The organism is Pseudomonas sp. ICMP 3272, assembly GCF_001466905.1.
In the GTDB taxonomy this organism is placed as follows: domain Bacteria; phylum Pseudomonadota; class Gammaproteobacteria; order Pseudomonadales; family Pseudomonadaceae; genus Aquipseudomonas; species Aquipseudomonas amygdali.
The window spans coordinates 56383-82285 of the sequence record NZ_LKEK01000039.1 but is presented as its reverse complement, the minus strand read 5'-3'; the positions used below and the strand labels follow the sequence as shown (position 1 = coordinate 82285).

The 25903-nt window shown below is 58.7% G+C and carries 28 protein-coding genes; 17 read left to right on the top strand and 11 right to left on the bottom strand.

Annotation, left to right across the window (positions count from 1 at the left end; all coding sequences use genetic code 11):
* The first annotated feature begins 53 nt into the window (after positions 1-53).
* The 5 genes from AO068_RS06795 (at position 54) to tldD (ending at position 8443) form a co-directional block, all read left to right on the top strand.
* Positions 54-656, top strand: coding sequence for a Maf family protein (locus AO068_RS06795; protein WP_002555105.1), 603 nt, complete (start codon positions 54-56; stop codon positions 654-656).
* A complete protein-coding gene (gene rng, locus AO068_RS06790) occupies positions 653-2110 on the top strand; it encodes a ribonuclease G (protein WP_004666200.1) in 1458 nt (485 codons plus the stop codon). The genes AO068_RS06795 and rng overlap by 4 nt, the downstream gene beginning before the upstream one ends.
* Before the next feature lie 181 nt (positions 2111-2291).
* Complete coding sequence (locus AO068_RS06785; RefSeq protein WP_058407957.1) at positions 2292-6107, top strand: YhdP family protein; 3816 nt, start codon at positions 2292-2294, stop codon at positions 6105-6107.
* Positions 6108-6155: 48 nt separating this feature from the next.
* Positions 6156-7001, top strand: coding sequence for a carbon-nitrogen hydrolase family protein (locus AO068_RS06780; protein WP_058400697.1), 846 nt, complete (start codon positions 6156-6158; stop codon positions 6999-7001).
* Between the two features lie 2 nt (positions 7002-7003).
* On the top strand, positions 7004-8443 hold the full coding sequence (tldD, locus tag AO068_RS06775; RefSeq protein ID WP_002555101.1) for a metalloprotease TldD: 1440 nt from the start codon (positions 7004-7006) through the stop codon (positions 8441-8443).
* Between the two features lie 48 nt (positions 8444-8491).
* Here tldD and yjgA read toward each other — a convergent pair whose 3' ends face one another.
* Entirely contained in the window at positions 8492-9013 is a 522-nt protein-coding gene (yjgA, locus tag AO068_RS06770; protein ID WP_058407956.1) for a ribosome biogenesis factor YjgA, read from the bottom strand.
* Between the two features lie 107 nt (positions 9014-9120).
* Here yjgA and pmbA point away from each other — a divergent pair, with 107 nt between their 5' ends.
* The 5 genes from pmbA to AO068_RS06745 all read left to right on the top strand — a co-directional run bounded on the left by pmbA (position 9121) and on the right by AO068_RS06745 (position 13657).
* A complete protein-coding gene (pmbA, locus tag AO068_RS06765) occupies positions 9121-10467 on the top strand; it encodes a metalloprotease PmbA (RefSeq protein ID WP_058400699.1) in 1347 nt (448 codons plus the stop codon).
* A 316-nt stretch (positions 10468-10783) separates the two neighbouring features.
* A complete protein-coding gene (locus AO068_RS06760) occupies positions 10784-11179 on the top strand; it encodes a hypothetical protein (RefSeq protein ID WP_005744985.1) in 396 nt (131 codons plus the stop codon).
* On the top strand, positions 11172-12548 hold the full coding sequence (locus AO068_RS06755; protein ID WP_058407955.1) for a class II fumarate hydratase: 1377 nt from the start codon (positions 11172-11174) through the stop codon (positions 12546-12548). Before AO068_RS06760 ends, AO068_RS06755 begins: the two co-directional genes overlap by 8 nt.
* 34 nt (positions 12549-12582) lie before the next feature.
* Complete coding sequence (locus tag AO068_RS06750; RefSeq protein WP_005744988.1) at positions 12583-13044, top strand: tetratricopeptide repeat protein; 462 nt, start codon at positions 12583-12585, stop codon at positions 13042-13044.
* Position 13045: 1 nt separating this feature from the next.
* Positions 13046-13657 (top strand): superoxide dismutase, encoded by a 612-nt coding sequence (locus AO068_RS06745; RefSeq protein WP_058400702.1) that lies wholly within the window; start codon positions 13046-13048, stop codon positions 13655-13657.
* 184 nt (positions 13658-13841) lie between these two features.
* Here the strand turns inward: AO068_RS06745 and AO068_RS06740 are convergent, their stop codons facing one another.
* From AO068_RS06740 to AO068_RS06695, 10 genes are all read right to left on the bottom strand, one after another.
* A complete protein-coding gene (locus AO068_RS06740; RefSeq protein WP_002555094.1) occupies positions 13842-14114 on the bottom strand; it encodes an HPr family phosphocarrier protein in 273 nt (90 codons plus the stop codon).
* Positions 14115-14130: 16 nt separating this feature from the next.
* A complete protein-coding gene (gene rapZ / locus AO068_RS06735) occupies positions 14131-14988 on the bottom strand; it encodes an RNase adapter RapZ (RefSeq protein ID WP_002555093.1) in 858 nt (285 codons plus the stop codon).
* A 2-nt stretch (positions 14989-14990) separates the two neighbouring features.
* Positions 14991-15455 carry a PTS IIA-like nitrogen regulatory protein PtsN gene (gene ptsN, locus AO068_RS06730; RefSeq protein ID WP_057403086.1) on the bottom strand — a complete coding sequence of 155 codons (465 nt, stop codon included), beginning with the start codon at positions 15453-15455 and terminating at the stop codon, positions 14991-14993.
* An 11-nt stretch (positions 15456-15466) separates the two neighbouring features.
* On the bottom strand, positions 15467-15775 hold the full coding sequence (hpf, locus tag AO068_RS06725; protein WP_002555091.1) for a ribosome hibernation-promoting factor, HPF/YfiA family: 309 nt from the start codon (positions 15773-15775) through the stop codon (positions 15467-15469).
* Positions 15776-15850: 75 nt separating this feature from the next.
* Positions 15851-17344, bottom strand: a complete 1494-nt coding sequence (locus AO068_RS06720) for an RNA polymerase factor sigma-54 (RefSeq protein WP_058400703.1) — start codon at positions 17342-17344, stop codon at positions 15851-15853.
* Between the two features lie 182 nt (positions 17345-17526).
* A complete protein-coding gene (lptB, locus tag AO068_RS06715; RefSeq protein WP_002555089.1) occupies positions 17527-18252 on the bottom strand; it encodes an LPS export ABC transporter ATP-binding protein in 726 nt (241 codons plus the stop codon).
* Entirely contained in the window at positions 18253-18801 is a 549-nt protein-coding gene (gene lptA, locus AO068_RS06710) for a lipopolysaccharide transport periplasmic protein LptA (protein WP_002555088.1), read from the bottom strand.
* Positions 18788-19360 (bottom strand): LPS export ABC transporter periplasmic protein LptC, encoded by a 573-nt coding sequence (lptC, locus tag AO068_RS06705; protein ID WP_002555087.1) that lies wholly within the window; start codon positions 19358-19360, stop codon positions 18788-18790. Before lptC ends, lptA begins: the two co-directional genes overlap by 14 nt.
* 8 nt (positions 19361-19368) lie before the next feature.
* Entirely contained in the window at positions 19369-19908 is a 540-nt protein-coding gene (locus AO068_RS06700; protein ID WP_058400704.1) for a KdsC family phosphatase, read from the bottom strand.
* Complete coding sequence (locus AO068_RS06695) at positions 19908-20882, bottom strand: KpsF/GutQ family sugar-phosphate isomerase (protein WP_005734538.1); 975 nt, start codon at positions 20880-20882, stop codon at positions 19908-19910. The genes AO068_RS06700 and AO068_RS06695 overlap by 1 nt, the downstream gene beginning before the upstream one ends.
* A gap of 304 nt (positions 20883-21186) precedes the next feature.
* Here AO068_RS06695 and AO068_RS06690 point away from each other — a divergent pair, with 304 nt between their 5' ends.
* From AO068_RS06690 to murA, 7 genes are all read left to right on the top strand, one after another.
* Positions 21187-21996, top strand: a complete 810-nt coding sequence (locus tag AO068_RS06690) for an ATP-binding cassette domain-containing protein (protein WP_004656592.1) — start codon at positions 21187-21189, stop codon at positions 21994-21996.
* Positions 21996-22793: a lipid asymmetry maintenance ABC transporter permease subunit MlaE gene (gene mlaE, locus AO068_RS06685; RefSeq protein WP_002555083.1), complete on the top strand. Its 798-nt coding sequence runs from the start codon at positions 21996-21998 to the stop codon at positions 22791-22793. Before AO068_RS06690 ends, mlaE begins: the two co-directional genes overlap by 1 nt.
* Positions 22793-23260 carry an outer membrane lipid asymmetry maintenance protein MlaD gene (gene mlaD, locus AO068_RS06680; RefSeq protein WP_002555082.1) on the top strand — a complete coding sequence of 156 codons (468 nt, stop codon included), beginning with the start codon at positions 22793-22795 and terminating at the stop codon, positions 23258-23260. The genes mlaE and mlaD overlap by 1 nt, the downstream gene beginning before the upstream one ends.
* Before the next feature lie 19 nt (positions 23261-23279).
* A complete protein-coding gene (locus AO068_RS06675) occupies positions 23280-23930 on the top strand; it encodes an MlaC/ttg2D family ABC transporter substrate-binding protein (RefSeq protein ID WP_058400705.1) in 651 nt (216 codons plus the stop codon).
* Positions 23927-24232 (top strand): STAS domain-containing protein, encoded by a 306-nt coding sequence (locus AO068_RS06670; protein ID WP_005744995.1) that lies wholly within the window; start codon positions 23927-23929, stop codon positions 24230-24232. The genes AO068_RS06675 and AO068_RS06670 overlap by 4 nt, the downstream gene beginning before the upstream one ends.
* A 114-nt stretch (positions 24233-24346) precedes the next feature.
* On the top strand, positions 24347-24586 hold the full coding sequence (locus tag AO068_RS06665) for a BolA family protein (protein WP_002555079.1): 240 nt from the start codon (positions 24347-24349) through the stop codon (positions 24584-24586).
* Between the two features lie 23 nt (positions 24587-24609).
* Entirely contained in the window at positions 24610-25875 is a 1266-nt protein-coding gene (gene murA / locus AO068_RS06660) for a UDP-N-acetylglucosamine 1-carboxyvinyltransferase (RefSeq protein WP_058400834.1), read from the top strand.
* Positions 25876-25903: the final 28 nt, after the last annotated feature.

Genomic DNA, 25903 nt, shown 5'->3' with positions numbered 1-25903 from the left:
CGACGCCCCGCTGCGTCCCTGGCGCTCACCCGAACAGACACGGAGATGTCCTTATGCCCTCGCTTTATCTGGCTTCTGGCTCGCCGCGCCGCCGCGAACTTCTGACTCAGATCGGTGTGTCCTTTACCGTACTGAACGCTCAGATTGACGAAACTCCCTTCGACCACGAAACCCCGGCTGCCTATGTCGAGCGTCTTGCGCTCGGCAAGGCCCAGGCCGGGCTGTCTGTGCTGGCGGCCGAACAACAGGCCTGCGTGATGGGCGCTGACACGGCGGTGGTGCTTGATGGGCGCATTCTCGGCAAGCCGGCCGATGAGGCGGATGCTCTGGCCATGCTGACGGCCCTGTCCGGGCGCGAGCACGAAGTGATGACCGCCGTCGCGCTGAGTGATCGGCATCGCAGTGAAACCCGTATTGTGACCAGTCGCGTGCGCTTTCGCCCGATTCAACCCCATGAGGCACAAGCCTACTGGGCCAGTGGCGAGCCTGCTGACAAGGCCGGAGGCTATGCCATTCAAGGGCTGGCGGCGATTTTCGTCGAGGGCCTGCAAGGCAGCTATTCTGGGGTGGTTGGTCTGCCTCTGTGTGAAACCGCAGAACTGCTTGGCCATTTCGGCATACCCTGCTGGCAATGCCTGGAAGGTGACGAGTCATGAGTGAAGAGATCCTGATCAACATCACCCCGATGGAATCACGGGTGGCAGTGGTAGAAAACGGTGTTCTGCAAGAGGTGCACGTCGAGCGTACCCAACGCCGCGGCATCGTCGGCAATATCTACAAAGGCAAGGTAGTGCGGGTGCTTCCCGGCATGCAGGCGGCGTTCATCGACATCGGTCTGGACCGCGCGGCATTCATTCATGCATCGGAAATATCCATGCGTGAAGGGCCTGCCGTCGAGAGCATTGCGTCGCTGGTGCATGATGGCCAGAGCCTTGTGGTGCAGGTCACCAAGGACCCCATCGGCAGCAAAGGCGCGCGGCTGACTACCCAGCTCTCCATTCCGTCACGGTATCTGGTGTACATGCCGCGCACTGCGCATGTAGGCATTTCCCTGAAAATCGAGGACGAGGCCGAGCGTGAACGACTGAAAAAAGTTGTCAGCGATTGTGTCGCCCTGGAAGGTATCAAGGAGGCCGGAGGCTTCATTCTGCGCACCGCCGCCGAAGGTGCCGGTGCTGATGAAATTCTCATGGATATCCGCTATCTGCGCAGGCTCTGGGATCAGATCGGCGAGCAGATCAAGACCGTCAGCCCACCCACAGTGATTTACGAGGACCTGGGCCTGGCCCTGCGTACCTTGCGTGACCTGGTCAGCCCGCGCATCGAGAAAATCCGCATCGACTCGCGGGAAACCTTTCAGAAGACCACCCAGTTTGTGGCCGAGCTGATGCCGGAAATTGCCGACAGGCTGGAGCATTATCCGGGCGAACGGCCGATCTTCGACCTCTATGGGGTCGAGGATGAAATCCAGAAAGCCCTCGAACGCAAGGTGCCGCTCAAGTCCGGTGGTTATCTGGTGGTCGATCCGGCCGAGGCGATGAGCACCATCGACGTCAATACCGGCGCGTTTGTGGGGCATCGCAACCTTGAAGAAACCATCTTCAAGACCAACCTGGAAGCCGCGACAGCCATTGCCCGGCAGCTGCGCCTGCGCAATCTGGGCGGCATCATCATTATCGATTTCATCGACATGGAAGACGGTGAGCACCAGCGTCAGGTGTTACGCACGCTGGAGAAACAGCTGGAGCGCGATCACGCCAAGACCAATATCATCGGTATCACCGAGCTTGGCCTGGTGCAGATGACCCGCAAGCGCACCCGTGAAAGTCTTGAGCAAGTGCTCTGCGAGCCGTGCCATTGCTGTGCGGGCCGGGGCAAGCTGAAAACCCCCGAGACCATTTGCTATGAAATCTTTCGCGAGATCCTGCGAGAAGCCAGAGCCTACCAGGCGGTGGGTTATCGGGTTCTGGCCAACCAGCGTGTGGTTGACCGCTTGCTCGACGAGGAGTCGGGCAATGTGGCTGAACTGGAGAGCTTCATTGGTCGGACCATCCGTTTTCAGGTAGAAACCATGTACTCGCAGGAACAATACGACGTGGTGCTGCTCTGAGGGTGCTGATCGTTTGAAATATGATGACAAGTGCCCTTCGGGTTTCTGGCAGGTATGCCGTTTGATCGAGAATGATGCGTGGGAAACGAGCAAAACCTGTACCTGAACGCACCTGCACACCTGAGCCGGAATCGATTCGCTGATTCCGCTGCTTGCATCCCGCAGCGGAGGGCATCCTGAGATGGGACGTCTTCCTCGTCTTGTTGCAACCCTGACCCGTTGGGGCCTGAGCCTGTGCGCACTGATTTTGGTGCTCGCGGCGTTGTACGTAAGCCTCGGGCGTCAGCTTGCGCCGCTGGTTGCCGAATACCGTGTCGATGTGGAAACCAGGGCCAGCAGCGCGCTGGGCATGCCGTTGAGTATTGGTAGCCTGGAAGGCAGCTGGAGCCGGTTTGCCCCGGTATTTCTGGCTCACGACGTCATGGTCGGGGAAGGTTCCAGTGCTGTGCGTCTTGATCGTGTGAGGGTTGTTCCCGACCTCTGGGAAAGCCTGCTGGCGCGTCAAGTGCGTATTGCTCATCTCGAGGTGGACGGCCTGCAGTTCATGCTCAGGCAGGACAAGGAGGGCAACTGGTCGGTACAGGGCTTGCCAGTGCGCAACGACAGCCCGTTCGACCCCGGGCAAGTGCTTGAGCAGATGCAGATGGTCTCGCACTTGTCGCTGCTCGACAGCCAGGTCACTGTGCAACCGTTTGACGCCGCGCCGCTGACCCTGACCTATGTAAACCTCAGTCTGGCCACAGGCAGTTATCACCAGCGCCTTGATGCACGCCTGACGCTGCCGGATGGCCAGCCGTTTGCCCTGAATGTGCGTTCACGTATCCAGGCCAGTCAGTGGAAGGACGGCGAGGCAGATTTCTACGCCAGCCTGCCGCAAAGCGACTGGGCCAGGTGGTTGCCAAAAAGCCTCACCCGGGAATGGACACTGTCGAAGCTGCAGGTCGGTGGCGAGCTGTGGATGAGCTGGGGCAAGGGCACTGTGCAAAGCGCGACTGCGCGGCTTAATGCGCCGCATGTCAAAGGCGTTTATGCCGGTCGCAAACCCTCGACTGCCGACAACCTCGCGCTCAACGCCTGGTTTGCGCGCACTGACACAGGTTTCGACCTGAACCTCGATTCACTGGCGATGAGCCTGGGCGACAAGCGCTGGGAAAGCCGCCTGCAACTCACGCAAACCGCTGCGACGCCCGACAGCGAAGAACTCTGGCATGTGCAGGCCGATCGCCTGGACCTGACGCCGCTCACGCCGCTGATCGACTCCCTCGCGCCGTTGCCGGAGAAAGCCATGGCAGTGGTCGACGGTCTCAAGGTGACGGGCGGGCTGCGTAACGTATTGCTGGATTACCGGCCACAGGCAACCGGCGACAAGCGCCTGAGCTTTGCCGCCAATCTGGACAAGGTGGGGTTCAACGCCTATCGCGGGGCCCCGGCGGCCGGAAATGTCACCGGTGCCATCAGCGGCGATCTGGGCCAGGGCGAACTGCGGCTCGACACCCATGACTTTATGCTTCATCTGGACCCTATCTTCGCCAAGCCCTGGCGCTACCAGAAGGCCAATGCCCGTCTGACCTGGAAGCTCGATGATCAGGCATTCACCCTGATCGCGCCGTATATCAAGGTGCTCGGCGACGAAGGCAAGATCGCGGCAGACTTTCTGATCAGGATTCATCTCAGCCATGAGCAGGAAGACTACATGGACCTGCGGGTCGGCATGGTCGACGGCGATGGTCGTTACACCAGCAAGTACCTGCCTACAGCCCTCAGTCCTGAGCTTGATCACTGGCTGCGCACCGCCGTGGTGAGTGGTGCGGTCAAGCAGGGTTTCTTTCAGTATCAAGGGTCGCTGAACAAGAGTTCGCCCGACACCGCGCGCGTCATCAGCCTGTTTTTCGATGTCAGCAACGCAACGCTGGCTTTCCAGCCGGGCTGGCCTTCGTTGACCGGGGTCGACGGCAAGGTCTACGTCGAAAACAGCGGCGTGCGAGTCAAGGCAAGCAAAGGGCAGTTGCTTGATACCAAAGTAAGCAACGTGCTGGTCAATATTCCCCACGTCCCTGCAGGTCAGGACAGCCACCTGCTGGTCGATGGCAGTTTCTCCGGCAATCTGATTGATGGCCTGAAGATTCTCCAGCAAGCGCCCATCGGCACGGCCAGCACGTTTGCCGGTTGGACCGGGGAAGGTCCGCTGGATGGCAAGCTGAAGCTGGATATCCCGCTGGCCAAGGGCGTCGAGCCAAAGGTCGTGGTGGATTTCAGTACCGACAATGCGCGCCTGAAGCTGGTCGACCCGGTGCTGGAATTGACTCGCCTCAAGGGCGATTTCCGCTTTGACAGCGCCAGAGGGCTGAGCGGCAAGGGCATCAAGGCGCAGGCATTTGATCGTCCCGTGACCGCAGAAATCTCCGCCGAAGGCAAGCCAGGCGACAACGTGACACGCATTGTGGCAAGCGGGCAGATTACCGTGAAGCGGCTGACCGACTGGCTGAGCGTTACCCAGCCGCTGCCGGTGTCGGGTGACTTGCCGTATCAGCTGCAATTGACTCTGGACAGCAAGGACAGCCCGCTGGTGATCAACTCCACGCTCAAGGGCGTGGCAATCGATCTGCCTGCACCGTTTGGCAAGACTGCCGAGGAGGAGCGTCCCAGCGAGTTCCGCATGACCCTGCAAGGCGCGGAGCGCAGGCTTGGCGCGGCGTATAACGATCAGGCCAACTTTGCTTTTGCCGCACCGAATGGCAAGTTTGCCGACGGTCGCGGCGAGCTTTATCTCGGGCGCGGCGGGGCGATAGTGCCGGACGCCAAAGGGCTGCGGATTCGTGGCGAATTGTCTGAGCTGGACGTAGCGCCCTGGCAGGAGCTGGCTGGACGATATACCGGCAATGATCCGGGCGGCAGCGCAAAACAACTGCTCAACAGCGTCGACCTGCAGATCGGCAAGCTGACGGCGATGGGCACCACGCTGGATAACGTACGTGTTCAATTGCAGCGCAATGCTGCGGCCTGGGCCTTGTCGCTGGACAGTGCGCTGGCCAAGGGCACTGCTTTGCTACCCGACGCGAAGTCCGCGCCGATCGGTATCAACATGCTCTACGTGCGACTGCCTGCCTCTGATCCGAATGCAGCGGTGGTCGAGAACGCGCCTGACCCTCTGGCGGATATCGACCCGCACAATATTCCGGCGCTGGACGTGAAGATTGCCCAGCTGTTTCAGGGCGACCAGTTACTGGGTGCCTGGTCGCTGAAAACCCGCCCGACGGCGACCGGTATGCGCATGTCCGACCTGAGTCTGGGGCTCAAAGGTATTTTGCTCGAGGGCGATGGTGCCTGGGAGGGCACTCCGGGGTCCAGCAGCAGCTCGTTCAAGGGGCGTGTGGCAGGCAAGAATCTGGCAGACGTGCTCAAGGCCTGGAACTTCGCGCCGACGGTCACCAGTGAAAGTTTCGAAATGAATGTCGACGGACGCTGGCCAGGTTCGCCTGCCTGGGTGGGCCTCAAGCGCTATTCCGGCAGCCTGGATGCGACGTTGAACAGAGGCCAGTTTGTCGAGGTAGAAGGCGGTGCTCAGGCGCTGCGGGTGTTTGGATTGTTGAATTTCAACTCCATCGGCCGTCGCTTGCGCCTGGACTTCTCCGACCTGCTGGGCAAAGGGCTCAGTTACGACCGGGTCAAAGGGCTGCTGGTCGCCAGTGACGGTGTTTATGTGACCCGCAACCCGATTACCTTGACCGGGCCGTCGAGTAATCTGGAGCTCAACGGTACGCTGGACATGGTCCGCGACCGCGTTGATGCGAAGCTGCTGGTGACCTTGCCGGTGACCAACAACCTGCCGATCGCGGCACTGATTGTCGGTGCACCCGCCATTGGCGGGGCGCTGTTTCTGGTCGACAAGTTGCTGGGTGACAGGGTTGCCCGCTTCGCCAGCGTGCAATACAAGGTCGAAGGGCCCTGGAAAGAACCGAAGATCACCTTCGACAAGCCATTTGAAAAGCCCCAGTAGCGCCTCATGGAGTACAGTGGTGGCCAGGTCATCAAGGAGCGGGTTGCCATGTCCTTTGCTGTGATTCAGATGGTCAGCCAGAGTGATGTCCAGGCTAATCTGGCCAGTGCTCGCCGGTTGCTGGAGCAAGCAGCCGAAGGCGGCGCGCGGCTCGCGGTGCTGCCCGAAAACTTTGTTGCGATGGGGCGGCGTGACGTCGCCGCCATCGGTCGTGCCGAAGCTCATGGGCAAGGGCCGATCCTGCCATGGTTGAAACTGGCCGCTCGCGACCTCAAGTTATGGATTGTTGCCGGAACCTTGCCACTGCCGCCGGATGAGCGACCCGATGGCAAGGTGACGGCGTGTTCGCTGCTGATCGATGAACACGGTGAGCAGGTGGCCCGGTATGACAAGCTGCACCTGTTTGATGTGGATGTCGCTGACAATCGGGGCCGCTACCGTGAATCCGATGACTATGCTCACGGAAACAATGTGGTGGTGGCCGATACGCCCGTAGGGCGCGTGGGGCTGACAGTCTGTTATGACCTGCGCTTCCCCGAGCTGTACACCGCGCTGCGGGAGGCCGGTGCTGAACTGATTACCGCGCCGTCAGCGTTCACTGCGGTGACGGGGGCTGCGCACTGGGACATTCTGATCCGGGCGCGCGCCATCGAAACCCAGTGTTACGTGCTGGCGGCGGCACAGGGCGGGGTCCATCCGGGGCCTCGCGAGACTTACGGGCACGCGGCCATCGTTGATCCATGGGGCCGCGTACTGGCCGAGCAGGCACAGGGTGAAGCCGTGCTGCTGGCCAAGCGCGACAGTGAAGAACAGGCGTCCATACGGGCGCGGATGCCGGTGTCCAGTCACCGGCGCTTTTTTTCGCAGGACGCCATGCGGCCTGCTTCGGAGTGAATATGAGTGATCTGTCCTCAGTCAGCGAACACCTTCTGGCACCCGGTGGCCTGAGCCTCGACAGCCTGCAATCGGTGCTCGGCGAGCTTGCCGGGCCGGGTATCGACGCGGCTGATCTGTATTTCCAAGGCATGATCTCCGAGTCCTGGTCGCTCGAAGACGGCATCGTCAAGGAAGGCAGTTTCAATCTCGATCAAGGCGTGGGCGTGCGCGCTCAGTCGGGCGAAAAGACCGGTTTCGCTTACAGCAACGCGATCACTGAAGACGCGCTGCGCACCGCTGCCCGTGCTGCCCGCTCCATCTCCCGCGCTGGACAGAATGGCCGGGTGCAGGCCTTCACCTCGCAGGACGTGGCCCAGTTGTACGCCCCGGATAATCCCCTGGAAGTACTGAGCCGCGCCGAGAAGGTCGAACTGCTCAAACGCATTGACGTCGCGACGCGCGCGCTGGACTCGCGTATTCAGCAGGTGTCGGTGAGCATGGCCGGTGTCTGGGAGCGCATTTTGGTGGCCGCCGCCGATGGCAGTCTGGCCGCCGATGTGCGGCCGCTGGTGCGCTTCAACGTCAGTGTCATTGTCGAGCAGAACGGCCGCCGCGAGCGGGGCGGGCATGGCGGTGGCGGGCGTACGGACTACCGTTATTTCCTGACTGATGATCGTGCCATGGGCTACGCGCGTGAAGCGTTGCGTCAGGCGCTGGTCAACCTGGAAGCGATTCCGGCTCCGGCAGGCACATTGCCGGTGGTACTGGGTTCCGGCTGGTCTGGCGTGCTGCTGCACGAGGCGGTTGGCCACGGTCTTGAAGGTGACTTCAACCGCAAGGGCAGCTCGGCCTACAGCGGGCGCATGGGCGAGATGGTTGCATCGAAACTTTGCACGATTGTTGACGACGGTACCCTTGCAGGGCGTCGCGGCTCGCTGAGTGTCGATGACGAAGGCACACCAACCGAGTGCACCACACTGATTGAGAATGGCGTGCTCAAGGGCTACATGCAGGACAAACTCAATGCCCGCTTGATGGGTGTCGCACGCACTGGTAACGGTCGTCGAGAGTCCTACGCTCACCTGCCGATGCCACGTATGACCAATACCTACATGCTGGGCGGGCAGAGCGACCCGCAGGAAATCATCGCCTCGGTGAAGCGCGGTATTTACTGCGCCAATCTGGGTGGCGGTCAGGTGGATATCACCAGCGGCAAATTCGTGTTTTCGACCAGCGAGGCTTATTTGATCGAGGACGGCAAGATCACCGCGCCGGTCAAAGGAGCGACCTTGATCGGTAACGGGCCGGAAGCCATGAGCAGGGTATCGATGGTGGGCAACGACCTGTCGCTGGACAGCGGCGTGGGGACGTGCGGGAAGGACGGCCAGTCGCTGCCGGTCGGCGTGGGCCAGCCGACGCTGAAAATCGATGCAATCACGGTGGGTGGTACGGGTAGCTGAAGGTGAGTCGGGGCTGGCCGCTTGCTGCTGCCGGCCCCGCGGTTGAAATCAACGCAAACCGCGTTGAAGTTCGTCCAGCTCACGGATGTATTTGAAGATTTTGCGGCTGGTGGCCGGCGGTTTGTTGCGTGCAACTTCGTGTTGCGCCTGACGGATCAGCGAACGCAGCTGCTGACGGTCGGCATCGGGGTATTCGACAACGAATTTCTCGAGGTCGGCGTCATCACCCGCGATCAGGCGATCACGCCAGCGCTCCAGATTGTGAAAACGTTCGTTGTATTGGCGAGTGGAGGCATCGAGTTGGTCCAGCAACACCAGAATGGCTTCCTGGTCCTGATCGCGCATCAGCTTGCCAATGAACAGAATATGCCGCTTTCGCGCGATGTTCGCCGTGTGCTTGGGCGCTTCGGCCAGGGCCTTGCGCAAAGCCTCGGTCAGCGGCAGCTTGGCCAGCACATCGGCTTTGAGTGTTGTCAGTCGCTCGCCGAGGTCGACCAGAGCATGCAGCTCTCGTTTGACCTGGGTTTTGCTTTTCTCCCCGTCGAGGGAGTCGTCGTAAGAATCAACCATGGGGGCAGTCCGCAAAGAAACGCCGCCATGATAACCAGTCGTGGGCCGCTTGTCCGGCCCGGTCGGTATTCGGCCTGTGCTGAAAGAAGAATTTGATGGAGAAAGTCATGAGTGCAACCCAAAGCGTCGGTCCGCAAGCCTTGCCCGAACTGCAGGAACAGGTCGAGCAGATCATCGCCGAAGCCCGGCGTCAGGGCGCCAGCGCCTGCGAAGTCGCAGTGTCGGTGGATCAGGGGCTGTCGACATCGGTCCGTCAGCGTGAAGTTGAAACCGTCGAGTTCAACCGCGATCAGGGTTTCGGTATCACCCTGTATGTCGGGCAGCGTAAAGGCTCTGCCAGCACCTCGGCCACGGGTGCCGATGCCATTCGTGAAACCGTCGCCGCCGCTCTGGCGATTGCCGAGCACACCTCCGAAGACGAAAGCTCCGGGCTGGCTGATGCTGCGCTGATGGCCAAAGAGGTCATGGATTTCGACCTTTATCACACCTGGGACATAACGCCTGAGCAGGCCATCGAGAAAGCGCTGATCTGCGAAGCCGCGGCCTTCGACGCCGACAGCCGGATCAAGAACGCCGACGGCACCACGCTCAATACCCATCAGGGCTGCCGTGTGTATGGCAACAGCAACGGCTTCATCGGCGGTTATGCATCAACGCGGCACAGCCTCAGTTGCGTGATGATCGCCGAGGGCGAAGGCCAGATGCAGCGTGATTACTGGTACGACGTCAATCGTCAGGGTGAGTTGCTGGCCGATGCCCAGAGCATTGGTCGCAAGGCTGCGTTGCGTGCGGCGAGCCGTCTGGGCGCGCGTCCTGTGCCGACTTGTGAAGTGCCGGTGCTGTTTGCCGCAGAACTGGCAGGTGGCCTGTTCGGCAGCTTTCTCGGTGCCATTTCCGGTGGCAACCTGTACCGTAAATCGTCATTTCTGGAGGGGGCCCTGGGTCAGCGGCTGTTCCCTGAGTGGATGACCATTGATGAGCGCCCGCACCTGAAGCATGCAATGGGCAGTTCGGCGTTCGACAGCGATGGTCTGGCGACGTTTGCCAAGCCGTTCGTCGAAGGTGGCGATCTGGTTTCCTATGTGCTGAGCACTTATTCCGGCCGCAAGCTGGGCATGCCGAGCACCGCCAATGCGGGAGGGGTGCATAACCTGTTCGTCACCCATGGTTCGGATGATCAGGCCGCGCTGATTCGACGTATGGGCCGTGGCTTGCTGGTGACCGAATTGATGGGCAGCGGACTGAACATGGTTACCGGCGACTATTCGCGGGGCGCAGCAGGTTTCTGGGTCGAGAACGGTGAAATACAATTCCCGGTTCAGGAAGTGACCATTGCCGGCAACATGCGTGACATGTTCAAGCAGATCGTCGCCGTTGGCAGCGATCTTGAACTGCGCAGCAACATCCGTACCGGCTCGGTGCTGATCGAGCGTATGACCGTAGCGGGTAGCTGACCTGACCGCTACCTTCGCCTGACTATCGTGCCCCTGGACGCAGAGCGTCCAGACCTGCATACCCACGCGGAGCATGGGCACGATAGTTGCGAAAATATCGTTCCTCACGCTCCAGCGTAGGAATGCATTTCGTGACGCTCTGCGTCACACATCCACGCGCGCATCGCGCACCTCATCTCGGACAGCTCCAGGCCTGTTTTCCGGCACCTCCGGGGCATGCATATCACTTTAAGGCCCGATCCCGAAAATCTGCGCTCTTGTATTGAGTTCATATCTCATTTAATAATGAATATCATTTCTAAAATGAGCTGCGGTCATGGGGTCTGTTCTGCACGAGCTGTCTTATCTGGAAAACTGGCGTGGATTGAGTCTGCGGATTCGTTGCGCCCTTGAGCCCGACGAGCCTCGGCTGATCGAGCATTACCTCGCCGAAGGGCGCTATCTGGCGCGTTTTACCGCCACGCCCCAGCCCATGATTGCCGAAACCACTTTCCGTCTTTTGATAGACACCGCACGCGATACGGCATTGCCGTGGCACTGGCGCTGCCTGTGTCTGGATCAGGCCTGGCGTCCGCTGCGTGATTTACAGGCAATCGCCTCCACGCCTGCGCGGCGTCAGCGCTGGCAAGCCTGTGTTCATCAACTGGCGACCTGCGTGCTACAGCCCTCGATTTCCCTCTCTGAACTGGTGCAAGGACATTGCGATGAGTAATACCCGTATCGAACGCGACAGCATGGGCCAGCTACAGGTCCCGGCCGAGGCCCTTTACGGCGCGCAGACTCAGCGTGCGGTGGAAAACTTTCCGATCAGCCATCAACGTATGCCCCGGCAATTCATTCGCGCCCTGTTGCTGGCCAAGGCGGCCGCAGCGCAGGCGAACCTGGAGCTGGAGCAGATCAGCGAGGGGCAGAGCAGGGCGATTGTCAGTGCCGTGAAGGACCTGCTGGCCAGTGACTACATGGCGCATTTCCCGGTCGATATCTTTCAGACCGGTTCCGGCACCAGTACCAACATGAACGCCAACGAGGTGATCGCCACGCTGGCCACGCGCGTGCTGGGCGAAGAGGTCAATCCCAATGACCACGTCAACTGCGGGCAGAGCAGCAACGACATCATCCCGACCACGATTCATGTGAGCGCTGCACTGGCCCTGCACGAACAACTGCTGCCTGCGCTGGCCCATCTGGTGCAAGTGACCGAACACAAAGCCGAGCAGGTCCATGCCTTCGTCAAGACCGGCCGTACACATCTGATGGACGCCATGCCCGTGCGCATGAGCCAGGTGCTCAACGGCTGGTCACAGCAGATTCGCGCCAACGTCGAGCATCTGCAAGGTCTCCAGCCGAGTCTGCAATCATTGGCGCAGGGCGGCACCGCAGTCGGTACCGGGATCAACGCGCATCCCGAATTTGCGGCTCGTTTCAGTCGTCAGTTGAGCACGTTGACCGGTATGCAATTCGCGCCCGGCAAGAACCTGTTCGCGTTGATCGGTTCGCAGGACACCGCAGTTGCGGTATCCGGCCAGCTCAAAGCCACGGCGGTGTCGCTGATGAAAATTGCCAACGACCTGCGCTGGATGAATTCGGGGCCACTGGCAGGGCTGGGTGAGATCGAGCTGGAGGCTTTGCAGCCGGGCTCATCGATCATGCCGGGCAAGGTCAACCCGGTCATTCCGGAAGCCACCGCCATGGTTGCCGCGCAGGTGATTGGCAACGACGCGACGATTACCGTGGCGGGGCAGTCTGGCAACTTCGAACTTAACGTGATGCTGCCGATCATCGCCCAGAACCTGCTCAGCAGCATCGAGCTGCTGGCCAACTCCAGTCGGCTGCTGGCTGACAAGGCGATTGCGAGCTTCAAGGTCAATGAATCCAAGCTCAAGGAAGCGCTGTCGCGTAATCCGATTCTGGTGACGGCCCTCAACCCGATCATTGGCTATCAGAAAGCCGCCGAAATTGCCAAGACCGCTTACAAGCAGGGCCGTCCGATCATTGACGTCGCCCTTGAGCACACCGATTTGCAACGCAGCGAACTGGAAGTGTTGCTCAACCCTGAAAAACTCACCGCTGGCGGTATTTGATTCCAGCCAGCCAACGTCCCCTGGAGGTATGACCATGCAGCATTGGAAACGCACCATCGAGCAGGCCAATCGCTGTTTCAATCTGGGCGAGTGGGTCGAAGCCCGCGAGCTGTACCTTCAGGCGCTGGCGTTGGCGCAAGTGTTGTTCGAGCGTTGGGCGGATGTCGACGAAGCCGTCGCAGCCTGTGTGATTTCTCACCACAACCTGGCGGACCTGCACCTGAGCCTCGGTCAGCCTGAGGAAAGCGCCGAATACCTGTGTGCCATTCATCAACATCTGTTGCGGACCATGCAGGATCAGCGTCTTCCTCCGGCGCTCCGTGAGGCAGCCTTACGCCACAGCAGCAAAACCTACGCCGAGTTGCTGAGCTTTATCAGTGAACACGGCGAATACCCGCGCACTCATCGGTTGCTGAACAGCAGCAGCGAGCACACGCGCTCATCGTTGCAGCGCCACTCGGCAGCCACTTCCGGACTTTTCTACGGAGCACATTGAAATGCCTTATACCTTGCCTGCATTGCCTTACGCATACGATGCCCTGGAGCCGCACATCGATGCGCAAACCATGGAGATCCATTACACCAAGCATCACCAGACCTACATCAACAACCTTAATGCGGCGGTCGAAGGTACGGAGTTTGCTGACTGGTCCGTCGAGAAACTGGTGGCCAGCATCAAGCAGTTGCCTGAAAACCTGCGTCCGGCGGTCATCAACCAGGGTGGCGGTCACGCGAATCATTCGTTGTTCTGGGAGGTAATGGTGCCAGGCGGGGGCGGTTTGCCAAAAGGCCCTGTCGCCTTGGCCATCGACGAGCAGCTGGGCGGCTACGACAGCTTCAAAGAGGCGTTTACCAAAGCCGCATTGACTCGTTTCGGCAGCGGCTGGGCATGGCTGAGCGTCACCCCTGACAAAAAGCTGGTGGTTGAAAGCAGCGGTAATCAGGACAGCCCGTTGATGAATGGCAATACGCCGATTCTGGGTCTGGACGTATGGGAGCACGCTTACTACCTGCGCTATCAGAACCGTCGCCCCGAATACATCAACGCGTTCTACAACGTGATCAATTGGGATGAAGTGTCTCGACGTTATCAGGCCGCTCTGGTCTGACTCCAGTAACCGGGCCCAAGGCAGCTTATGCGCTCAGGAATATTCGCTATCAGCAGTGTGCGGTTGTTGCGGCTCGTTGTAGGCACCGGGCTGCTGTTGGCCGGTATGGCGTTACTGATTGCTCACGGTTTGAGCTGGTTGCAGATGCACTGCTGGTGATCATCGAAGGGGCGTGTTTGAGGGCTTACTCGCCCTCATCAAACTTGTTGTTGATCAGTTCAACCAGGCCATCGAGCGCTTCCTGCTCGAATTCGCCTTCGGTTTTCAGATGGATCTCGGTGCCTTTGCCTGCCGCCAGCATCATCACGGCCATGATGCTTTTACCATCGACCATGGTCTGCTCAGAGCGGCCAACCCTGATCGTGCAAGGGAACTTGCCTGCGACGCCGACGAATTTGGCGGCAGCGCGGGCATGCAGGCCCAATTTGTTGATGATGGTGATTTGACGAGCGGGCATCGCAGTGAAAATCCTTTCAGCTAAGGTCGCGGTGGCGAACCTGAACGTTCTTGAGTGATTGTTGCAAGACCTGGCCGAGCCGTTCGGTCAAGTAGACGGAGCGGTGATGTCCGCCGGTGCAGCCGATGGCAATGGTAACGTAAGAACGGTTGCTGGCTGCAAACCGGGGCAACCATTTGTTCAGATAAGCGAAGATGTCCTGAAACATCTCTTCAACATCGGGCTGCACCGACAGGTAGTCGATAACCGGTTGTTCAAGCCCGGAATGGTCGCGCAGTTCAGGCTTCCAGTACGGGTTGGGCAGGCAGCGCACATCGAACACCAGATCTGCGTCGACGGGCATGCCACGCTTGAAACCAAAGGATTCGATCAGAAACGCGGTGCCTGGCTCGGGTTTGTTCAGCAGGCGAAGCTTGAGCGCGTCGCGCAACTGATAGAGGTTCAGGTGGGTGGTGTTGATCTTCAGGTCGGCCAGGTCGATGATCGGGCCCAGCAGCGTTGTCTCGTCGCGTATCGCCTCGGCCAGCGAACGATCTGCCGTGCTCAAAGGATGACGACGCCTGGTTTCCGAGAAGCGCTTGAGAAGGGTTGCTTCATCCGCATCCAGGTAAAGCACGTCGCACTGGATGTTGCGTGAGCGGACTTCATCCAGCATTTGCGGAAAGCGGGTCAGGTGACTGGGCAGGTTTCGCGCATCGATGGACACCGCCAGCAAGGGCTCGGCCAGTTCAGTATTGATCAGCGCTCGCTCGGCCAGTTCCGGCAGCAATCCGGCCGGCAGGTTGTCGACACAGTAAAAACCGTTGTCTTCCAACACGTCGAGGGCTGTACTTTTACCCGAGCCGGAACGGCCGCTGACGATGATCATGCGCATGTTCAGTTTCCGTTCTGCACGTCCAGCACCACTTGATAAAGCGCTTCAGCACTTTTGGCACTGCGCAGGCGCTTACGCACATCTTTGTCATCAAGCATGCTGGCGATCTGGCGCAGTAACTCCAGGTGCTCATCGGTAGCAGCCTGCGGGACCAGCAATACAAACAGCAGGTCAACCGGCGCGCCATCGATGGCGTCGAAATCCACGGGGGTAGCGAGGTGAATGACTGCACTGACAGGCTCGCTGCAGTCAGCAAGGCGGCAATGAGGGATGGCAATACCGTGGCCGAAACCGGTTGAACCCAGTTTTTCGCGGGCAACAAGACTTGCGAATACTGTGCCCGAAGCCATGCCCGGTACTTTACGACCGATCAGTTTGGCAATTTCTTCGAGTACACGCTTTTTACTGCCACCCGACACGTTCACAAGGGAGCGGTCGGGGGTCAGGATATTTTCGATTCGGATCATTTAAATGGGCGTTAGCGAGCGGCCGCACCTTTGAGGATGCTTTGCTGCTTTTCCTTATGCTTGAGCAATTGTCGGTCTAGCTTGTCAGTGAGCAGGTCGATGGCAGCATACATGTCGTCATGTTCAGCATTGGCAACGACCTCTCCACCATGGATGTGCAACGTGGCTTCGATCTTCTGCTTGAGCTTTTCGACCGTCATCGTGACCTGCACGTTGGTAATCTTGTCAAAATGCCCCTCGAGCTTTTTGAGCTTGAGCTCAACGTATTCACGAAGGGGTTTGGTCACTTCCAGTTGGTGTCCACTGATGTTGACTTGCATACAGCTTTCTCCTTTGCCAGTGCATAAAGAGACAGGCATGGCGCCTGTCTCTGGGACGCTGTGGCTGGGCCTGCATCACATCAGCCGCTTACGCTCACTGGAAGGCGCTATCCCGAGTGACTCGCGGTACTTGGCGACTGTGCGACGGGCTACTTGAATGCCTTGTGCCTCCAGTAAACCAGCGATCTTGCTATCACTCAACGGCTTTTTCTGATTTTCCGCCGCAACCAGTTTTTTGATGATTGCGCGAATTGCCGTGGACGAGCATTCACCGCCCTCGGAAGTGCTCACATGGCTCGAGAAGAAGTATTTCAGCTCGTAAATGCCGCGTGGCGTGTGCATGAACTTCTGGGTGGTCACGCGCGAGATGGTCGACTCATGCATGCCCACTGCCTCGGCAATGTCGTGCAGAACAAGCGGCTTCATCGCCTCGTCGCCGTACTCAAGAAAGCCGCGCTGATGCTCGACGATCTGGGTGGCGACCTTCATCAGTGTCTCGTTGCGGCTTTGCAGGCTCTTGATGAACCAGCGCGCCTCTTGCAACTGGTTGCGCATGAACGTGTTGTCTGCGCTGGTATCGGCCCGGCGCACAAAACCTGCGTATTGCGGATTGACGCGCAGGCGCGGTACGGACTCCTGATTGAGCTCGACCAGCCAGCGCTCATTGTCCTTGCGCACGATTACATCGGGAATGACGTACTCGGCTTCTGTGGATTCGATTTGTGAGCCAGGGCGCGGGTTGAGGCTCTGGACCAGCTCGATGACCTGGCGCAGCTCGTCTTCCTTGATCTTCATGCGCCGCATCAACTGGCCGTAGTCGCGGCTTCCCAGCAGGTCGATGTAGTCGGTGACCAGTCGTTGCGCTTCCGCCAGCCAGGGTGTTTTCGCTGGCAACTGGCGCAGTTGCAGGAGCAGGCATTCGCTCAGGTTTCGGGCACCGATGCCTGCCGGTTCAAACTGCTGGATGCGGTGCAGTACGGCTTCGATTTCGTCGAGCTCGATGTCCAGCTCGGGATCGAAAGACTCGAGAATTTCATCGAGGGTTTCGTCCAGATAGCCCTGGTTATTGATGCAGTCGATCAGCGTGACTGCCACCAGGCGGTCCTTGTCGGACATCGGAGCGACGTTCAACTGCCACAGCAGGTGGCTTTGCAGGCTCTCGCCTGCAGACGTGCGTGTGGTGAAGTCCCACTCGTCATCATCGTTGCTTGGCAGGCTGCTGGCGCTGGTCTGGTAAATGTCTTCCCAGGCGGTATCGACAGGCAGCTCATTGGGAATGCGCTCGCTCCATTCGCCATCTTCAAGGTTATCCACAGTGGGTGCGGATTCCTGATAAGTCGGCTCTTGAACGTCGGGATTGGGCTTTTGTTCGATGTTGTCGGCAAGCGGGTCGGAGTTGTCGAAGTCGTCGCCTTCTTCCTGCCTTTCCAGCATGGGGTTTGACTCCAGCGCCTCCTGGATCTCCTGCTGGAGGTCCAGTGTGGAAAGCTGGAGTAAGCGGATTGCCTGTTGCAGCTGCGGTGTCATCGTCAGCTGCTGGCCCATTCTCAAGACTAGCGATGGTTTCATGGCAGGGGCTAAACACCTTATTCGCCGGCGCGCATGCGCCATCTACTACAGGCGCCGGAGCGCCAACTTAAGCAAATTATATGCCTGAAACCTGTACCTTTGCCTAGAGTGATATGACAAATAAAATATTGTCAACACACTGCACTGGCATCAATCGGCCGCCAAGCGCAAAGGGCAGTCGATTAAAGGCGGAATTCGTGGCCGAGGTAGACCTCTTTCACCAGTTGATTCGCCAGAATGGTCTCGGAATCGCCTTCTGCGATCAGCTGTCCATCGTTGACGATGTAGGCAGTTTCGCAGATGTCCAGCGTTTCACGGACGTTGTGGTCAGTGATCAGCACGCCGATACCCTTGGCCTTGAGGTGGTGAATGATCTGCTTGATATCACCTACCGAAATAGGGTCTACGCCTGCGAACGGTTCATCCAGCAGGATGAATTTCGGCGCAGTGGCCAGGGCGCGAGCAATTTCAACACGGCGGCGCTCGCCGCCCGACAGGCTCATGCCCAGGTTGTCGCGAATGTGGGTGATGTGAAACTCCTGCAAAAGGCTTTCGAGCTCCTTGCGGCGTGCTCCGGCATCGAGTTCCTTGCGGGTCTCGAGAATCGCCATGATATTGTCGGACACTGACAGCTTGCGGAAAATCGAGGCTTCCTGCGGCAGGTAGCCGATGCCGGCTCGGGCGCGACCGTGCATGGGTTGATGGCTGACATCCAGATCGTCAATCAGCACGCGACCCTGATCAGCCTGGACCAAACCTACGATCATGTAGAAGCAGGTAGTCTTGCCGGCACCGTTGGGGCCCAGCAGGCCGACGATCTGGCCGCTGTCGATGGAAATGCTCACATCGCGCACGACCTGCCGGCTTTTGTAGCTTTTAGCCAGATGCTGGGCTTTGAGCGTCGCCATTTACTGGGCCTTCTGAGGTTGGTCGGTTTTCTTTTTCGGCTGGATGACCATGTCGATACGCGGACGTGGTGTGGTCACCTTGGCACCGCCATTGGCCCGACCGGCGCTGACGACCTGTCTGACCGTGTCATAGACGATTTTCTCGCCTTCGGAAGTATTGCCATCATTGATGACCTTGGCCTTGTCGATGAGGACGATACGGTCCTGCCCGGCGTAGTACTGAATAGTGACGGCATAGGCCTGCACAATCGGTTTGTCTACGGCAGGCTTCTGCTCGTAATAGGCCAGATTGCCGACAGAGGTGAACACATCCACTTCGCCCTGGGCATTACGCGTGATCGTCACAGTGTTACCGGTGATCTTCATCGAGCCCTGGGTGATGATGACGTTGCCCTTGTAGGTTGCTACGCCTTTCTTGTCATCGAGCTGAGCATCGTCAGACTGGATGTGGATCGGCTGATCGCGGTCGGTTGGCAGGGACCAGGCGCTCGCGCTTCCCAGTGCTGCGCCCAGGCCGAGCAATAAAGGAAGAGTTTTAACGAGCCTCATACTGTCCTCTTACGTTGGACAGCAGGTCCATCCTGCTGTCTTTCAAATATGCTTTCATTCCCTTGGCCGTAGTCACACCGCCGGCGCCGTCGATTCTAACGTCTTGCTCGGTCTGCGCATATTGCTTCTGAGGGAATACGGTCATACGACTGGTAGTGATAATAGTCGTACGTTGTTTTTCATCAGTACGCTCGACACGAACGGAATCGATCAGCTCGACCTGGTCGCCGCCGGACGAAACTTCGCCTTTCTTGCTCTGTACGTGCCATGGAAACTCGCCGCCGCGGTACATATGCAGGTCGGGCGTGGTCAACAGGGTCACGTCAGTGGCTTTTACGTGCTCGACCTTGTCGGAGGTCATGTCGTACTGGAGCGTGCCATCGGGCAGGTACTGCACGCTGTGCGCATTGATTGCATAGTAGTCGATGACCGTGTCGTCAACGGTCGATACCGGCTGATCCATAAAGCTTTCCGGGCTGATATTCCAGTAACCGACCGCTGCCAGCAGCAGCGCCAGTACCCCGAGCAGCAGGAACTTGCGAATTTTTTTAGTGAACATAATGGCTTCTATAAATAGACGGAGTGAGCCGCTTCAAGGTTGCCTTGCGCACTCAGAATCAGTTCGCAGAATTCGCGTGCCGCACCTTCGCCGCCTCGCGCCCTGGTTATTCCGTGTGCATGCTCGCGTACAAAACTTGCGGCATTGGCAACCGCCATGCCCAGACCGACACGCCTGATGACTGGCAAGTCTGGCAGATCATCACCCAGATAGGCGACTTGTTCGTAATCAAGCTGGAGTTCTGCGAGCAGTTTGTCGAGTACCACCAGCTTGTCTTCACGTCCCTGAAACAGGTGTTCAATGCCCAGGCTCTTTGCCCGGCGCTCGACTATCGCAGTCTTGCGGCCGCTGATAATGGCTGTTGTGACGCCTGAGGCTATCAGCATTTTTATGCCTTGGCCGTCGAGGGTGTTGAATGTCTTGATCTCGCTGCCATCTTCCATGAAATAAAGGCGGCCGTCGGTCAGTACGCCATCGACATCGAAAACGGCCAGCTTGATAGCCTTGCCGCGCTGCATGAGGTCCTGGGTCATCGTTTCGGTTTCCATTACATGACGCCTGCGCGCAAAAGATCCTGCAAGTTGAAAGCGCCAACCGGCCGGTCGTACTGGTCTACGACAACAAGCGCACTGATTTTGTTGTCCTCCATGATTTTCAGCGCTTCGGCGGCCAGCATTTCTGCATGGGCCGTCTTGCCATGAAGGGTCATGACTTCATCAATGATGGTCTGGCGAATATCGACAGGGCGGTCCAGCGTTCTGCGCAAATCACCGTCGGTGAAGATACCGGCTAATGTGCCGTCAGCTTCGACAATCGCGGTCATGCCCAGGCCCTTGCGGGTCATTTCCAGCAGCGCATCCCTGAGCAGGGTGCCGCGTTGAACGCTGGGCAGTGCGTCGCCGGAGTGCATGACATTCTCAACCTTGAGCAGCAGGCGACGACCCAGCGCTCCGCCCGGATGGGAGAATGCAAAGTCTTCAGCGGTGAAACCCCGTGCGTCCAGCAGCGCCACGGCCAGAGCGTCGCCCATGACCAGTGCCGCGGTGGTCGAAGAGGTCGGTGCCAGATTGAGCGGGCAGGCCTCATGCACGACGTGGGCGTTGAGATTGATGTCTGCAGCCTTGGCCAGAACGGACTCGGGGTCGCCGGTCAGGCTGATCATCTTTATGCCCAGACGCTTGATCAGCGGCAGCAGGGTCACGATCTCGTGGGTGCTGCCGGAGTTCGACAGGGCCAGAATGATGTCATCGCGCGTGATCATGCCCATGTCGCCATGACTGGCTTCAGCCGGGTGCACGAAAAAAGAGGTAGTACCCGTGCTTGCCAGCGTGGCGGCGATCTTGTTGCCGATGTGTCCGGACTTGCCCATACCGACCACAACGACTCGGCCCTTGCTGGCGAGGATCATTTCGCACGCGCGCACAAAATCGCCGTCAAGACGTTCAAGCAAGCCTTGTATGGCTTCTATCTCAAGGCGAATGGTGCGTTGCGCCGATTGGATCAGGTCACTGGATTGGTTCATGTCTGGAAAGGGTCAGCCTGCTGAAAGGCGGCGATTATAGCGGTAATGAACGATTCCCTCACGTCTGATCGTCGTTGTGTTGTTTTTAAACGAATTTCCTACGCGCTTGAGGGTCTGTATCCACGCCTGATGCCATAACATTGTGGTACAGAATAATTCAACGATTACCTGAACCGCTCGGTTCTCTTCTTGGGGGCGGGTGGCGGCGGTGGTATAGTTCGCGGCCTGTTCGGCGCGCCTGGACAGCTGGTCGGCCTCCAAGAACCGACGGCTGAGGGCGGAGGCTGTATCGCAAGGAGTTTAGATGAGTCCTGATGACGCCTATGCGGTCGAGTTGAAAGGTGTGTCTTTCAAACGCGGTACGCGCAGCATTTTCAATAACGTTGATATTCGTATTCCACGTGGCAAGGTCACCGGGATCATGGGGCCGTCCGGTTGTGGCAAGACTACCTTGCTGCGCTTGATGGGAGCTCAGTTGCGTCCGAGCGAAGGGCAGGTATGGGTCAATGGCCAGAACCTGCCGGAGCTGTCGCGCAGTGATCTGTTCGATGCTCGCAAGCAGATGGGCGTGCTGTTTCAGAGCGGAGCACTGTTTACCGATCTGGACGTTTTCGAAAACGTCGCTTTTCCCTTGCGCGTGCACACTGAACTGCCGGAAGAAATGATCCGCGACATCGTGCTGCTCAAGCTTCAGGCTGTGGGCCTGCGCGGTGCGGTCGAACTGATGCCCGATGAACTCTCGGGTGGCATGAAGCGTCGTGTCGCGCTGGCCCGGGCCATCGCTCTCGATCCGCAGATTCTCATGTATGACGAGCCCTTTGTCGGGCAGGACCCGATTGCGATGGGCGTGCTCGTACGCCTGATCCGCTTGCTCAACGATGCATTGGGCATCACCAGTATCGTGGTGTCCCATGACCTCAGCGAGACAGCGAGCATTGCCGACTATCTCTATGTAGTGGGCGACGGGCAGGTGCTGGGGCAGGGCACGCCCGAGGAACTGATGTCCTCGGACAACCCACGCATTCGTCAATTCATGACCGGCGAGCCTGATGGCCCTGTACCGTTCCACTATCCGGCGCCGGATTTTCGCGAAGATCTATTGGGGAAGCGCTGATGCGCAATAAGTCACTGATGGACCGGGTACGCCTGTTGGGGCGTTCGGCCATTGATATTGTTACTGTTCTGGGTCGTTCCGGTCTGTTTCTGGTAAACGCCCTGCTTGGCCGCGGCGGTGCGGGCAGCAGTTTTCAACTGCTGGTAAGGCAGCTGTATTCGGTGGGTGTCATGTCGCTGGTCATCATTGTGGTGTCCGGCATGTTCATCGGCATGGTGCTGGCTCTGCAGGGCTTCAGCATTCTGACCAAATACGGTTCCGAGCAGGCGGTCGGCCAGATGGTCGCACTGACCCTGCTGCGTGAGCTGGGGCCTGTGGTTACAGCCCTGCTGTTCGCCGGGCGTGCAGGTTCTGCGCTGACCGCCGAGATCGGCAACATGAAATCCACCGAGCAGCTGTCGAGCCTTGAGATGATCGGTGTCGATCCACTCAAGTACATCGTTGCGCCACGCCTGTGGGCAGGTTTCATCTCGATGCCGATTCTGGCAATGATTTTCAGTGTGGTCGGTATCTGGGGCGCTTCCTGGGTAGCGATCGATTGGCTGGGCGTCTATGACGGTTCTTTCTGGTCGAACATGCAGAACAGCGTTTCTTTCACGAACGATGTGCTCAATGGGGTGATCAAAAGCGTCGTATTTGCCTTCGTAGTGACGTGGATTGCCGTTTTCCAGGGGTACGATTGCGATCCTACTTCCGAGGGGATCAGCCGGGCGACGACCAGAACCGTCGTTTATGCCTCGTTGGCCGTGCTGGGACTGGACTTTATTTTGACCGCCTTGATGTTTGGAGATTTCTGATGCAAAACCGCGCCATCGAAACCGGAGTCGGTCTGTTCCTGCTGGCCGGGATACTGGCTCTGCTCCTGCTGGCCCTGCGAGTCAGTGGTCTGAGCACCAGTGCGAGCACCGACACCTATAAACTTTATGCCTACTTCGACAATATTGCCGGTTTGACTGTCAGAGCCAAGGTAAGCATGGCTGGCGTCACAATCGGCAAGGTGACGGCGATCGATCTGGATCACGACACCTTCACCGGTCGCGTCACGCTGGAGATACAGAAGAAGGTCGATAACCTGCCTTCCGACTCCACGGCGTCGATCCTGACTGCTGGCCTGCTGGGTGAGAAGTACATTGGTCTCAGCGTCGGTGGCGATGACAAGCTGCTCAAAGACGGTGCAACCATTCATGACACGCAGTCGTCGCTTGTGCTGGAAGACCTGATCGGGAAATTCCTGCTCAATACCGTAAGCAAAGACGCCAAGTAAGCCAAGTAAGGAGCTTTAAATGATCTCTATCCTGCGCCGTGGTCTGTTGATATTGCTGGCCACCTTGCCGATGCTGGCCAACGCTGCGGCAACGCCCTCAGCTCACGATCTGGTGGAGCGTACCACCAAGGAACTGTTGAGCGATCTGGCTACCAACCGTGAGCAGTACAAGTCCAATCCGAGTGCGTTCTATGATGCGCTGAACCGTATTGTCGGTCCGGTCGTCGATGCCGATGGCATTTCCAAAAGCATCATGACCGTCAAGTACTCCCGCAAGGCGACGCCTGAGCAGGTGAAGCGCTTTGAAGAAAACTTCAAGCGCAGCCTGATGCAGTTCTACGGTAACGCGCTGCTTGAGTTCAACAACCAGGGCATCACCGTAGCACCTGCCAAGGACGAAGGTGATGACCGTACCAGCGTGGATATGCAGGTCAAAGGCAACAACGGCGCGCTTTATCCGGTTTCCTACACGCTGGTCAAGCTGAACGGCGAGTGGAAGGTGCGTAACGTTGTCATCAACGGTATCAATATCGGCAAACTGTTCCGTGATCAGTTCGCCGACGCCATGCAGCGTAATGGCAACGACCTGGACACCACCATCAACAACTGGGCTGGCGAAGTTGCCAAGACCAAATCCACCGTAGACGCTGCGCAGAAGCCTGCACAATGACAGAGTCCGCCGTCCGTCTCGTCGGGCCTGGCGAGCTCAGGCTGATCGGTGTGCTGGATTACCGCACCGGGCCGCAGTTGCGCAAGCAGGGTGCGGCACTGATCAAGTCGGGTGATCTGGCCGATCTGACACTCGATTGCTCGGGCGTCGAGAAGTCCAGCAGCGTGGGCCTTGCCCTGCTGCTGGCGTTCATGCGTGATGCACAGGAAGCAGGCAAGTCGATCACCGTCCGCTCGCTGCCTGAAGACATGCGTCAGATAGCCCGTGTATCAGGTCTGACCGAGCTACTGGACACCCACTGACAGGCGTCATCGAAGAAGCCCTTTATCCGGGACCTGCTTGTCGGGCTTCGCATAACATGGGCTTTTTTGTATGATGGCCGACCCGCGCGCGTACAGCGCCGATCGAGGTTAAGCATGCAGGCCGTAGAAGTTAAAAGCTTCCTTGAAGGAAAGCTGCCGGAAATCAAGGTGGAAGTCGAAGGCGAAGGCTGCAACTTCCAGCTGAATATCATCAGCGACGAGTTGGCCGGCCTGAGTCCGGTCAAGCGTCAGCAACAGATTTATACCCATCTGAACCCCTGGATTGCCGATGGCAGCATCCACGCGGTGACCATGAAATTTTTCAGCCGCGCTGCATGGGCCGAGCGTTCCTGAGCCAAATTGGTGTCGAGACTCTAATGGATAAATTGATTATTACCGGCGGCGTTCGTCTTGATGGCGAAATTCGCATTTCCGGGGCAAAGAACTCTGCCTTGCCGATCCTTGCCGCCACGTTGCTGGCTGATGGGCCGGTTACTGTTCAGAACCTGCCGCACCTGCACGACATCACCACCATGATCGAGCTGTTCGGTCGCATGGGCATTGAGCCTGTGATCGATGAAAAGCTCAGCGTCGAGATCGACCCGCGCACCATCAAGACTTTGGTCGCTCCGTACGAACTGGTGAAAACCATGCGTGCGTCGATTCTGGTACTGGGTCCGATGGTCGCTCGCTTCGGTGAGGCCGAAGTGGCGCTGCCAGGTGGCTGTGCCATTGGTTCGCGTCCGGTTGATCTGCATATCCGTGGTCTTGAGGCGATGGGCGCGATCATCGATGTCGAGGGTGGCTACATCAAGGCCAAGGCACCCGAGGGTGGCTTGCGTGGTGCCCACTTCTTCTTCGATACCGTGAGCGTGACCGGTACTGAAAACATCATGATGGCCGCCAGCCTCGCCAACGGCCGCAGCGTTCTGCAGAACGCTGCGCGCGAGCCCGAGGTTGTCGATCTGGCCAACTTCCTGATCGCGATGGGTGCAAAAATTCACGGCGCAGGCACCGACACCATCACTATCGATGGCGTCAAACGTCTGGGCCCGGCCACCTACAAGGTCATGCCTGACCGTATCGAGACCGGCACCTACCTGGTAGCCGCTGCCGTTACCGGTGGTCGCGTCAAGGTCAAGGACACTGATCCGACCATCCTTGAAGCGGTGCTGCTCAAGCTTCAGGAAGCCGGTGCCGAAGTCACGACCGGTGAAGACTGGATCGAGCTGAACATGCACGGCAAGCGTCCGAAGGCTGTCAACGTGCGTACCGCGCCGTATCCAGCGTTCCCGACCGACATGCAGGCGCAGTTCATCTCGCTCAATGCGATTGCCGAAGGTACGGGAGCGGTCATCGAGACCATCTTTGAAAACCGTTTCATGCACGTGTATGAAATGCACCGCATGGGCGCTCAGATCCAGGTTGAAGGCAACACTGCCATTGTCACCGGCACCGAAATGCTCAAGGGCGCGCCAGTCATGGCGACCGACCTGCGGGCATCGGCCAGTCTGGTGATCTCGGCGCTGGTTGCCCAGGGCGACACGCTGATCGACCGCATCTACCACATCGACCGTGGTTACGAGTGCATCGAAGAGAAGCTGCAAATGCTGGGCGCCAAGATCCGCCGCGTTCCGGGCTAGTAGCGCGCGGCCCTGATGCCAGTGGCAT